This is a genomic window from Bacillus sp. FSL W8-0519 (assembly GCF_038005585.1).
Taxonomy (GTDB): Bacteria; Bacillota; Bacilli; order Bacillales; family Bacillaceae_G; genus Bacillus_A; species Bacillus_A paranthracis.
Window position 1 is genome coordinate 3,840,411 of the sequence record NZ_JBBOTL010000001.1, and the last position, 11,904, is coordinate 3,852,314.

The window sequence follows — 11,904 nt, forward strand, 5'->3', positions numbered from 1 at the left end:
GGGGTATCCTTTTTGAGGATACCCCATTCTTTATTCTTTACTTTCAAAAAAGAATTCATATTGTATTTTATATAATTCATCATCCGTTGGTTCTTCAAGGGGTGTTGCCTGTAATACAACCGTATACTCACCATTTGGAATAGGAATTTGAAATTTATTTGAAAGAATACTTGTTACAACGATACATTCATTTTCAACTGTAAAAGGAACTGTAACCGTTCTAATTACTTCTTCTTTCTCAATATGTTTCCCTGGGGTCACTTTTACTTCACAAGTATAATCAGAAAGTGCTTCAAAAATAACAGTTCCATCCGTCTTCGCATAACCTCTCTCAAAATCTTCATCCGTCCAGTCAACGTAAGGCTGATCACCGTCATAGTTCATCAACATTAATTGCGAATACGAAATTGTTAACTCCATCGTTTCCCTCCTCCTTCATTATGAAATATACAACTACTACTTTACGTCAAATTTTACACGCGTACCATCTGGGTATTTATCTAACTTATTTCCTACCCAAGAGCCTGCTCCGCGATTATCTGCTGGACTTATATATTCGATGTGCGCTCCTTTTCCGCCTTCTTTACACATCGCCATTGGCCATTCATCACGATCATACCCTTTTTTTGATGGGTATGGAGCTAACGATAATTTTCTTCTATCCGCAGCGCCACCACGGTCGATTGTACACACTTCTGAATGCCCTTCTTTTATAGCATCCGTAATATGTTTCCCTGTCTCTGGGTATCGATCTTTCGGAAATTCTAGAACTTGATCATACGCATTTGTTTTTTTAATACTTGTTTCCTCTGGAACAAGCACTTCATACACCGCTACTACAATAGAAAGAATTGCAATAATTGAAATGATAATACCTTTTAATTGCTTCATGTATACCTCCATGATTCTACCAGTTTCTTTTCCTCAGTTATTATAACAAACTTCTCCTGTATATGTTTTCAGACATTATTTTAGCTCTTCTTCGCCATTCCGCCAAAAACTCTCATTTTTCTTCATCTTTTCACTAATGCTGTAGAAAACTAATAACCTTCCGACATTCTTTTTCAAAGGAAGTCCTCATAAAAGATTGAAATGATATATACGATACTTTTTGGGGAGGAAATATTATGGAAGCTACCTATAAAACGAAAGATGTGACGAATAAAACAGGCATCCCAAAACATATAGTCCGCAAATATAGTCAACTGTTAGAAGAACATGGTTATATAATTTCCAAAACAGCTGATGCTCGTATTTATAAACTTGATGATTTAAAACTATTGAAATCTATACATGAAAGAGCTGCTACATTGCAGGAAGATATTTCAGAAACGATACCAATTATTTTAAAAGAAAAAGAGGCCCCACCTGTACCAGTTATACAAAATACGCAAGAAATACAACCGAAAGAAAAAGAAGATGGGCGCAACTTCGAGGAATTCATGTTAAAACTTGAAATGCTCGCTCAACTAAATGAAGCCATTATTCATCAAAATTCTACCCTTATTACCCAAAATCGTTTAAAAGATGAAAAGCTAGATGAGTTGATGCAACAAGTTTATGTAAAAGAAGGATCTCAGGAAAAAATGCTACAAGAGTTAGTGGATCATGCCGCTCAAACAGATGCTCTGCAAAAAGAAAAGATGGACTTATTAATGAATCATATGTATAAACGAGAATCTAAACAAGAAGAAAAAATGAATAAACTCGTAAATCAAATTTATAATAAAGATAGCAACCGTGATGCACAACTTATGCAAGTCATTCGCGAAATTCAAGAAACAAAAAGATTAGTCGCCGCTTCAAAAGAACAAAGCTTTTTCCAATCATTTAGAAGTTTATTTAGCCGAACAAAACAAGAAAAAACAACTGAATAGCATAATATATTTTTTCTAATATAAAATAAAAAGTTACCTTCTATCGGTAACTTTTATTCCTTATTTCTTACAGCTGGCAATATAATAATCGCTTCAGTTCCTTTCCCACTTTCACTTTTATATTCCAGCGTACCATTATGCGCTTGTAAAATACTAAATGTTACCATTAGTCCTAATCCTGTCCCTTTTTCTTTTAAAGAATAATACGGTTGTCCGAGCCTTGCTAATTGTTCTTTCGTCATTCCAACACCACTATCTTTAACTCTTATTACAATCGTTTCATCTTTTTGTATAGCCGTTACTTTTAAATATCCTTTATTTCCTTGAATTGCTTCAATACCATTTTTAACAACATTCATAATAGCTTGCTTCAATTTCGTTTTATCACCGATCGTATAAAGACTTTCAGAAATCTCAACTTGCAAATATACACCTTGCATCGCTGCAAATGATGACATAAGAGTCGTCATTTCTATTAATTGAGCTGATAAGCAAATATGTTCTTTTTTCTCAATTTGTGGCCTTGCTAAATTTAAATAATCTGAAATAATTTGTTCTGCCCGGTCCAATTCAGCTAATACGAGACGCATATAATCCTTGTTCTTCACATCTTCCGTACTTTCTAGCAATTGAATAAAACCACGAACAACAGTGAGCGGATTTCGAACCTCATGTGCAACACTTGCTGCTAACTCACTTACAATATTAAGTTTCTCTGACTTTTGCATCTCTGTACGTAGTATTGCATTTTCATTTAAATATTCTGTTAAGTACACCTGAAATACCATTGTCATAACCATAATAAGCGAAGCAAATATATATCCGCTATATAAGTGCGAAACATATGGTGTAAACCCCGTTTCTAACAGAACGTTAATCATACCAATCACTAAAGAAACAAGTACGTACAATGATGAAATCATAAATGCTAAAATTAGCTTCTTATCCCTTGAAAATAGAGACCATTTCTTTGATAAAAATAATGGAACTATCAATAGAAATATTACTTCTATGACTGGAAGAAGGTTTATGCCCTTTAGCGCCCATTCATAGATAACAAAAATAACGGCCGGGATTAAACCAACAATCCCACCATATAAAAAACCACTAACAATTGGGATTGGGTGAAAGTTATACCCGCAAACGTCCCCAAAACAAATAGAATATGTCATAGAGAGAACGAGTGTAATGCTAGATAAAAACATAATAAAGTAGCGGTTCGGCTTCGGAGGCATTTCTTGATAACGATTTAAACGAATCGCTTCGTATAAAAATAGTGGCAAAATAATGATTGCAATTTGGATCATTAAATCACGGATAAGCTCCATAGCCTCTCATCCCCTATATGTATTTTGATATGATTATATCATTTTACAGGTTTGTTTGTTTTAAAATTTTGATTTTTCTTAACATATTTGTTAATTCTTTGTTAACAACACATAATAATTGTTACAGATTTTCGAAATGAATGTAAACCCTGTACCAAATTTCTGCCCGACAGTATACAATGAATACGGATTACAAAGAAAATAAAAAATACTTCATAAGACGGACAACTATAGCAAAATACAGCATATAATCCATACTATCTATGTTTACAAATAAGTGATCATTATTTTAGTAGGAGGAAGATAAATATGGCGGGTACTACGCTTGTTTTAAAAGAAGAAAATTTGGTCGTTCTAGAAAACGTTGAAAAATCAGTGTATGAAGAGTTACAGCATAAAACAGGAGAAGAAAATTGCACATGCGCTGTGAATGAATCAGTTGTTCACCTTGGCAAAGTATCCTCTGTACTTTGGAATGAAGATGAAATAGATTGGGAATACGGATATTAAAAAGTCGCTTACAGCGGCTTTTTTTCTATTATTCCTCTCTTTCTACATACCATATACGCAAGCGAAATGATAGAAAATATGTTAAAATGAACTTAATTTTCAAACGGAAGAAAGGGAGATACAATGGAACAATTCATTAACCCTAGAGTAAAGGACATCCAAATTTCTGGAATCCGTCAATTCTCTAACATGATTCAAAACTATGATAATCTTATCTCTTTAACAATTGGACAACCTGATTTTCCTACACCTTCTCTCGTAAAAGAAGCGGCAAAACGGGCTATTACAGAAAATTATACAAGCTATACACATAACGCTGGTTTACTAGAGTTACGCAAGGCAGCTTGTAACTTTGTAAAAGATAACTATGATTTACATTATTCACCTGAAAACGAAACCATCGTTACAATCGGTGCTAGTGAAGCAATTGATGTTGCATTTCGAACGATTTTAGAGCCAGGAACAGAAGTCATTTTACCTGCCCCTATTTATCCAGGGTACGAACCGATTATTCGATTATGCGGCGCAACACCTATTTTTATCGATGTTCGTGAAACTGGCTTCCGTTTAACAGCCGAAGCACTGGAAAAGGCCATTACAGAAAAAACAAGATGCGTCGTACTGCCGTATCCTTCTAATCCAACTGGTGTAACTTTATCAAAAGAAGAACTACAGGATATTGTAGATGTTTTAAAAGATAAAAATATTTTCGTTCTTTCTGATGAAATTTATAGCGAACTTGTATATGAACAGACACATACATCGATCGCTCATTTCCCAGAAATGCGTGAAAAGACTATCGTCATTAACGGTTTATCAAAATCGCATTCTATGACTGGCTGGCGTATCGGTCTATTATTCGCACCAAACTATTTAGCTGGGCATATATTAAAAGTTCATCAATACAACGTAACGTGCGCTACTTCAATCGCTCAATATGCTGCAATTGAAGCTTTAACAGCTGCTAAAGATGCACCAAAAATGATGCGTCATCAATACAAAAAACGACGTGATTACGTATATAATAGACTTATTCAAATGGGCTTAACAGTTGAAAAGCCAACAGGTGCATTTTACTTATTCCCATATGTTGGCCATTTAACATCTTCATCATTTGATTTTGCACTTGATCTTGTGAAAGAAGCTGGACTTGCCGTCGTTCCTGGAACAGCATTCTCTGAATATGGTGAAGGCTACCTTCGCTTATCCTATGCATATAGTATTGAAACTTTAAAAGAAGGCTGTGACCGTTTAGAAGCCTTTCTACAACAAAAAGCTAAGAGTTAAACTCTTAGCTTTTTTTATGCATAATGATCGCAAGTTTGACGCTTCAGTAATTTATGCGGAATAATGATACACTTTGCAGTAGACTCCGCATTCTCTACTTTATCAACTAAAGCTTTTGCTGCCTCATATCCTAGCTGATATATATTCACGTCAACTGTTGAAAGCGGAGGACTCGCAATTTCTGATAATAAAGCATTATTAAAGCTTACAATTGAAACATCCTTCGGTACAACGAATCCTTTTTTAGAAAGTGCACTTAGCACACCAAGTCCAATCAAGTCATCCGTTGCCATAATTGCTGTCGGTGGTTGCTTTAGCCCCATTAATTCCTCCACGGCTTGTTGACCACTTTCTCTTGAAAAATCAAAATGTAAAATATACTCTTTCGGCAATACAATGTCTGCTAATTTTAAAGCATCACTCATACCAGCCAAACGATCTCTCGTCACAAGTAAATCTGATCCACCGCCGATGAACGCGATTTGTTTATGACCTAATGAAATCAAATATTCTGCTACTTCTCTTGCAGCTGTATAATTGTCATTATCTACATATGTAATTTCTTCTTTACGATCATATGGTTTCCCGATTAATACGAACGGGAAATTTTGTTTATGTAAATATTGAATAATCCGATCATTCTCTCTTGAATATAAAAGAATAATGCCACCAATTTGGCGCCCCTGCACCATCTTTACAACACCATTAAAAATTTCATCTTCCGTTTCACCTGTCGACATATAAAGCGCATACCCTTCCACATGTGCAAACGAACTAATCCCTCTTATAACTTCTGGGAAAAACGGATTTTGAAAAGCTTTACTTGCAGAACTTGGCATAACAAGGCCAAGTGTTTTTGTTGTTTGGTTAGCTAGGTTTCTTGCGTTTAAATTAGGATGATACCCTAGTTCACTCATTACTTTCCGAACACGACGCTTTGTTTTTTCACTTATACTTGGATTATCAGCAATTACACGAGAAACGGTAGATGGTGCTACATTCGCCTTCTTCGCCACATCTTTAATTGTAACTGTCATAAAAATCCCCCTCCTTTCACTTCTCTGCCATTTTATATATTTTCATCTTGCACCCGTTGCAAGTAATAGGGGAAGTCATAAACTTTCATTGATTCTATCTTGTAAAACCTATCATATTCTCCCTCTCCATGTATTGTAAGGGATAGAGCTCTTTTTTCCTATACTATAATATACTATTTATTTCACTTCTTTTCATATGGGATGTCAAATCTCTTTTCATCTCCCTATAAAATGTTTTATAGGAAGATGAAAAGAAAAATGGGACATACTGTCCCATTTTTCATCCTTTCGTACCTCCAGCAGTTAAACCAGAGATAAAGTATTTTTGTAGTGATAGGAATAAAATTGAAATTGGGATTGCAATCAATACGGAACCCGCTGCGAACGTTGTAAATTCATTCCCAAATTTCTTCGCCACCATTTCATATAATCCAACTGCTAACGTATAATTTTCTGGTGTGCGCAAAATAATACTCGCTAAAATAAAATCTGTAAATGGGCCGATGAAAGTAAATAACGCTACAACCGCTACGATTGGCTTTGCAAGTGGCATAATGATTTGCCAAAAAATACGGAAATGCCCTGCTCCATCCATACGAGCTGACTCATCCAATTCTTTCGGAATCGTATCAAAATACCCTTTCATAAGCCATGTGTTCATTGGAATTGCCCCGCCTACATAAATTAAAATTAATGCAAGGTGCGTATCAATTAATCCTGTTAACTGTGCTAATACGTATAAAGCGATTAACGCTGCAAAGTTTGGAATCATTTGCAAAATTAAAAATGTTAATAAACCATTTTTTCTTCCAACAAAACGGTATCTCGAAAATGCATAAGCAGTAAAACTAATTGCTAACACTGAAAAAATCATCGTTAAAACACTTACTTTTAATGTGTTTTTATACCATAGTAAATAATTACTATTCTCTAAATCTAATAACTTACGATAATGATCTAGTGTTGCATTTTGCGGAATAATACTTGATCCAGATAAACTATCACCCGGATTAAACGATGAGCCAATAATCCATAATAATGGATAGAAAATGATGGCACACATTACGAAAATAACGAGATAACTTAATGAGAGACGTAACATCTTTTGTCTTTTAATATTCATTTACATCATATCCTCTTCTTGGAATGATTTTGTTCTCTTAAATTGCCATAACGCAACTGTAATAACGATTAACGATAAGATCATTGTAAGAGCTGCTGCTTTTCCGTACTGCGCGGAAGTCATCGTTAACTTATAAATCCATGAAATTAAAATATCTGTTCCACCTGCGTCTTGTCCAGCTACAGCAGGACCTCCGCCGTTAAATAGATAGATGATACTAAAGTTATTAAAGTTAAACGTATATTGCGTAATTAATATTGGTGCTGTTGCATATAGAACAAGTGGCAATGTAATTTTACGAAACTGTTGCCAAGCTGTAGCTCCATCTACTGTAGCCGCTTCGTATAATTCTCCTGGAATCGATTGCAGTATACCTGTTGTCATTGCAAAGACGAACGGGAATCCAAGCCACGTTTGAATCATAATTAAAGCAATCTTCGCCCAAAATGGATCTGTCATCCAAGCAATCTTTTCAATTCCGAATAAAGCTAATACTTGATTGTTAATCGCTCCAAATGTTTCATTAAACATACCAGAGAAAACAAGAATAGATACGAATGCTGGGACCGCCCACGGTAAAATGAAGATTGTTCGAATAATCGCCTTCCCTTTAATACCAGGCTGATTTACGATAATCGCTAAGAAAATACCAAGTGCAACTTGTAATGTCGTTGCAACGAATGTCCAGATGACAGTCCAAGAAAATACACTTAAAAACGTTTCTCTCCACATCGGTAATGTAAAGATATCAATAAAGTTTTTAAATCCTACCCAATCTACTAATTTAGCTGGAGGAGAATGATATAAATCATAGTTCGTAAATCCAATTAAAATTACGAAAATGATTGGAAATACAACGACAAAGATAAGTAATAAAAACCCTGGTGAAACCATTAAATACGGAAAACCTTGGTCTAGTAAATTACGGTATTGCTCTTTTACAGAGTTTAACGGTGTTCCTATATCCCGTTTCTTTCCGTTTTGGTATGCATCATATAAATTAAATGCATATATTCCGAGTCCAAACACGATGACAATGAGTGCCAAGATTCCTTCTACTAATAGAAAGACAGAATGGTCACGTGGAACTTCTGTACCAAGCGTTACAATTCCCCATAATCCCATATTTAATAAATCAGCAAAGGCTACAATAAATGAACCTGTTAATACTAGAAAAATAAGACCTTTTACAAATTGTTTATTATACATTTGGCCCACGCCTGGAATGATTGATAACATGGTTGCCATTTTCCTATGTTTTGAACCGTTTAAGCCGTTTGCTGGTTCCATAGATGTTTGCATGTTCCTTCCCCCTTTTTTCTTGGGAGAGAATTCGTGCCCCTCATATTAGAGGCACGAATTTCACCTTATTTTTTCTTACTATGATTTGCCTCAATATTACCTTTAATTTGCTTCACTGCATTATCAAGTGCTGCTTTTGGTGCCTCTTTATCCGTAACAACTAATTGAAGCGCATCTCCAGCTGGTTTCCATACTTCTTGCATTTCTGGAATGTTTGGCATTGGAATTCCATTTTCAGATTGTGTTGCAACTGCTTTTGCAGCTTCGTTATCTTTAATAATTGGATCTTCCATTACTGCTTTTACTGGAGGAATTTCTTTCGTCTTCTCAAATCGAATTTTTGCGTTTTCTTCATTCGTTACCCATTCAGTGAACTTTGTAGCTAAATCATTTTGTTTAGAGAAACTTGTTACATGCCATCCTTTAACCCCAACAAACGTTTTCATTGGTTGACCATTTGGTAATTTCGGCATTGGAGCAACGCCATAATCAATTCCGTTCTTTTCCATTGCTTGGAACGCCCAAGGGCCGTTCATGATAGATGCTGCTTTTCCTTCATTAAATAGCCCATCAGCAGCAGGTCCACCAGATTCACCGATAATACCTTTCGGGAATAACTTTTCTTTGTACCATTTTTGAAGATACTCAGCACCTTGTACTGCTCCGCTATTATTTAATCCAACATCACTTGCATTTGGCTTTCCATCTTTTTCACCAAACACATAACCACCCATACCTGCCATGAATGCATTAGCAAAGTAGAAGTTATCTCCTAATGCTAAAAATCCGTACTTGCCATCTTTCGTAAATTCTTTTGAGAAGTTAAACAGCTCGTCCATCGTTTCTGGCGCTTTTGGCATTAGTTTTTTATTGTAAATAAAGACTGGTGTCTCAATTGCTTTTGGTAAACCATATAATTTTCCGTTATATGTCTGTGCTTCTATTGATGAATCAGTAAATTTACTCTTTACAGCATCATCAGCTTTCACTTCAGAAAGTAAACCTTCTGTTACTGCATTTCCGATTTGATCATGTGGCAATGTTACAACATCTGGTCCCGTCCCCGCTGGTCCATCAAGGCGTAACTTCTTCACTTGATCTGTCATTTGCATTTCAACAACTTTTACTTTTACTTTATATTTTTCCTCAAAGCTTTTCACTGCTGGTTCTAAACCAACACCTTTTTTATCATCTTCCCAAACGAGTAGATCGTAATCTTTCTTTGCTTTACTTTCTTCTTTTTTCCCTGAATCTTTCGGTCCACATGCAGATAACATACCAATTGATAATGCTGAAACCGTTAATAATGATAATGCTTTCTTCATCCCAAAAACCTCCCTGAATTGTATATGTACCTTACTAATTGAAAACGTTTGCATTAAATAGTTTAATAGAAGCGCAAACGATATCTCAATCTATGAAAACGTTTGCGCTATTTGTCTATCATTATACATTCTTTTATTCATTTTGCAAATATTAATTTTTAAAATATTATTACTACACTCTTTATAGATTGACTTTATATGAAATGAATACTACTCTTATAAGCAATATTAAAGCTATGCAAAAAGCAATCGTTTGCAACATATGCTTTATTATTATACTTAAGGGAACAATATGCATAGAGATAGTAAAGGGGGATTTTTTATATGCTTAAAGACGCCATCTATCATAGGCCAAAAGATAATTACGCATACGCTTACGATGAAAAAACGATTCATATCCGAATACGTACGAAAAGAGACGATGTTCAAAGCACCAATCTTATTTATGGTGATCCTTATGAATGGACAGACGGGAAGTGGATTTCTTCAAGTGCACCGATGAAAAAAACTGGTTCTACTGCATTATTTGATTATTGGTCCATTTCCATCGAGCCAAAATTTAAGCGCTTACGTTATGGATTTGAATTAAAAGCAGAGACAGAAACGCTTATTTATGCAGAACGCGGATTTTTTTCTAGCATTCCAAATGATGACGTTGGTAACTTTTTCTGTTTTCCATTTATTCATGCAAATGATGTATTCAAAGCACCTTCCTGGATTAAAGATACTGTTTGGTATCAAATTTTCCCAGAACGGTTCGCTAATGGAGATCATACGTTGAATCCAGAAAACACCCTTCCTTGGGGAAGCGCTGAACCAACTCCAACTAATTTTTTCGGCGGAGATTTTGCTGGTATTATGCAAAACCTCGATTACCTTGTTAAGCTTGGAATTTCAGGAATATATTTCACACCTATTTTCAAAGCACATTCAAACCATAAATATGACACAATTGACTACATGGAAATCGATCCTCAATTTGGCACAAAAGAAACATTCAAAGAACTCGTTGAGGCATGTCATACACACGGTATAAAAGTAATGCTCGATGCCGTATTCAATCACAGTGGATACTTTTTCGATAAATTTCAAGACGTACTAGAAAATGGTGAACAGTCAGCATATAAAGAATGGTTTCATATTCATGAGTTCCCAATTAGAACTGAGCCACTTCCGAATTATGATACTTTCGCGTTTACACCGTATATGCCGAAATTAAACACTGCACACCCGGATGTAAAAGAATACTTACTTGAAGTAGGGCGTTATTGGGTAAAAGAATTCAATATAGACGGTTGGCGCCTTGATGTAGCAAATGAAGTCGACCATAAATTTTGGAGAGAGTTCCGAAGTGAGATAAAAGCATTAAATTCTGAAGTATATATTTTAGGAGAAATTTGGCACGATGCACTTCCTTGGCTACAAGGAGATCAATTTGATGCTGTAATGAGCTACCCTGTTACAAACGCTCTACTGTCTTACTTTGCTAACAATTCCATTAAGGCAAATGAATTTATGAAACAAATTATAGAATCTCTACATTCCTACTCTATGAATGTAAATGAAGCAGCATTTCATTTATTAGACAGCCATGATACACCAAGAATATTGACAACATGTAACGGAGATAAAAATAAGTTAAAGTTACTTTATGTATTCCACCTTTCTTTCATCGGCTCTCCTTGTATTTATTATGGAGACGAAATTGGTATGGATGGCGGTATGGACCCTGATTGCCGCAAATGTATGGTTTGGGATACGAAAGAACAAGATCATCTATTATTTACACATGTACAAACATTAATTTCGTTACGAAAGCAATATAAAGCATTTGGAGGACATGGTACTTTCCAATTCATTGAAGCAAATGATGAACATAATTATATTTCTTATACAAAAACATATGAAGATGAAACTATCTTTTTCGTTTTAAATCCGACTAATAGTGATATTACAGCTTCACTGCCTCTCCATGTTACCGGAAAGAAAATCATTAATATTTATACAAACGAAGAATTTTCAGCGGAAGCAAGTGTATTACAAGTTACACTTCCTCCATATGGATTCTCCATATTAAAATGGTAACCAAAAAAATCCTTATACCAAAGTGGTATA

General features: G+C 35.1%; 11 protein-coding genes. 4 read left to right on the forward strand and 7 right to left on the reverse strand.

Annotation, left to right across the window (positions count from 1 at the left end; translation table 11 throughout):
* Nucleotides 1–30 precede the first annotated feature (30 nt).
* Nucleotides 31–420 carry a competence protein ComJ gene (comJ, locus tag NST14_RS19965; protein ID WP_000424017.1) on the reverse strand — a complete coding sequence of 130 codons (390 nt, stop codon included), beginning with the start codon at nt 418–420 and terminating at the stop codon, nt 31–33.
* A gap of 36 nt (nt 421–456) precedes the next feature.
* Complete coding sequence (nucA, locus tag NST14_RS19970; protein WP_000811499.1) at nt 457–891, reverse strand: DNA-entry nuclease; 435 nt, start codon at nt 889–891, stop codon at nt 457–459.
* Between the two features lie 236 nt (nt 892–1,127).
* Here nucA and NST14_RS19975 point away from each other — a divergent pair, with 236 nt between their 5' ends.
* Nucleotides 1,128–1,877, forward strand: a complete 750-nt coding sequence (locus tag NST14_RS19975; RefSeq protein ID WP_000388462.1) for a DUF3967 domain-containing protein — start codon at nt 1,128–1,130, stop codon at nt 1,875–1,877.
* Nucleotides 1,878–1,930: 53 nt separating this feature from the next.
* On the opposite strand, the gene kinB is transcribed toward NST14_RS19975, so the two are convergent.
* Nucleotides 1,931–3,205, reverse strand: coding sequence for a sporulation sensor histidine kinase KinB (gene kinB / locus NST14_RS19980; protein WP_000420384.1), 1,275 nt, complete (start codon nt 3,203–3,205; stop codon nt 1,931–1,933).
* Nucleotides 3,206–3,514: 309 nt separating this feature from the next.
* Here kinB and NST14_RS19985 point away from each other — a divergent pair, with 309 nt between their 5' ends.
* Together NST14_RS19985 and NST14_RS19990 are read left to right on the forward strand one after the other, a co-directional pair.
* Nucleotides 3,515–3,715: a hypothetical protein gene (locus NST14_RS19985; protein WP_000929285.1), complete on the forward strand. Its 201-nt coding sequence runs from the start codon at nt 3,515–3,517 to the stop codon at nt 3,713–3,715.
* Nucleotides 3,716–3,838: 123 nt separating this feature from the next.
* Nucleotides 3,839–5,002 (forward strand): aminotransferase A, encoded by a 1,164-nt coding sequence (locus NST14_RS19990; RefSeq protein ID WP_000434564.1) that lies wholly within the window; start codon nt 3,839–3,841, stop codon nt 5,000–5,002.
* Nucleotides 5,003–5,016: 14 nt separating this feature from the next.
* Here the strand turns inward: NST14_RS19990 and malR are convergent, their stop codons facing one another.
* The 4 genes from malR to NST14_RS20010 form a co-directional block, all read right to left on the reverse strand.
* On the reverse strand, nt 5,017–6,039 hold the full coding sequence (gene malR, locus NST14_RS19995) for a maltose operon transcriptional repressor MalR (RefSeq protein ID WP_000219043.1): 1,023 nt from the start codon (nt 6,037–6,039) through the stop codon (nt 5,017–5,019).
* A gap of 280 nt (nt 6,040–6,319) precedes the next feature.
* Complete coding sequence (malD, locus tag NST14_RS20000) at nt 6,320–7,162, reverse strand: maltosaccharide ABC transporter permease MalD (RefSeq protein WP_001022608.1); 843 nt, start codon at nt 7,160–7,162, stop codon at nt 6,320–6,322.
* Nucleotides 7,163–8,464 carry a maltosaccharide ABC transporter permease MalC gene (malC, locus tag NST14_RS20005; RefSeq protein ID WP_001194989.1) on the reverse strand — a complete coding sequence of 434 codons (1,302 nt, stop codon included), beginning with the start codon at nt 8,462–8,464 and terminating at the stop codon, nt 7,163–7,165. It lies immediately after the preceding gene.
* A 65-nt stretch (nt 8,465–8,529) separates the two neighbouring features.
* The gene (locus NST14_RS20010) at nt 8,530–9,789 is read right to left on the reverse strand and encodes an extracellular solute-binding protein (protein ID WP_000709918.1); all 1,260 of its coding nucleotides are present in this window, start codon (nt 9,787–9,789) and stop codon (nt 8,530–8,532) included.
* Nucleotides 9,790–10,113: 324 nt separating this feature from the next.
* Between NST14_RS20010 and NST14_RS20015 the strand changes: the two genes are divergently transcribed.
* Entirely contained in the window at nt 10,114–11,874 is a 1,761-nt protein-coding gene (locus NST14_RS20015) for an alpha-glycosidase (RefSeq protein WP_000910090.1), read from the forward strand.
* Nucleotides 11,875–11,904 lie beyond the last annotated feature (30 nt).

Excerpts from the sequence above, each read along its gene's own strand:
- NST14_RS19985 (WP_000929285.1), top strand. The coding sequence starts at position 3,515 with ATGGCGGGTACTACGCTTGTTTTAAAAGAAGAAAATTTGGTCGTTCTA.
- kinB (WP_000420384.1), bottom strand. The coding sequence starts at position 3,205 with ATGGAGCTTATCCGTGATTTAATGATCCAAATTGCAATCATTATTTTG.
- NST14_RS20015 (WP_000910090.1), top strand. The coding sequence starts at position 10,114 with ATGCTTAAAGACGCCATCTATCATAGGCCAAAAGATAATTACGCATAC.
- malR (WP_000219043.1), bottom strand. The coding sequence starts at position 6,039 with ATGACAGTTACAATTAAAGATGTGGCGAAGAAGGCGAATGTAGCACCA.
- malD (WP_001022608.1), bottom strand. The coding sequence starts at position 7,162 with ATGAATATTAAAAGACAAAAGATGTTACGTCTCTCATTAAGTTATCTC.
- NST14_RS19975 (WP_000388462.1), top strand. The coding sequence starts at position 1,128 with ATGGAAGCTACCTATAAAACGAAAGATGTGACGAATAAAACAGGCATC.
- NST14_RS20010 (WP_000709918.1), bottom strand. The coding sequence starts at position 9,789 with ATGAAGAAAGCATTATCATTATTAACGGTTTCAGCATTATCAATTGGT.
- comJ (WP_000424017.1), bottom strand. The coding sequence starts at position 420 with ATGGAGTTAACAATTTCGTATTCGCAATTAATGTTGATGAACTATGAC.
- malC (WP_001194989.1), bottom strand. The coding sequence starts at position 8,464 with ATGCAAACATCTATGGAACCAGCAAACGGCTTAAACGGTTCAAAACAT.
- NST14_RS19990 (WP_000434564.1), top strand. The coding sequence starts at position 3,839 with ATGGAACAATTCATTAACCCTAGAGTAAAGGACATCCAAATTTCTGGA.
- nucA (WP_000811499.1), bottom strand. The coding sequence starts at position 891 with ATGAAGCAATTAAAAGGTATTATCATTTCAATTATTGCAATTCTTTCT.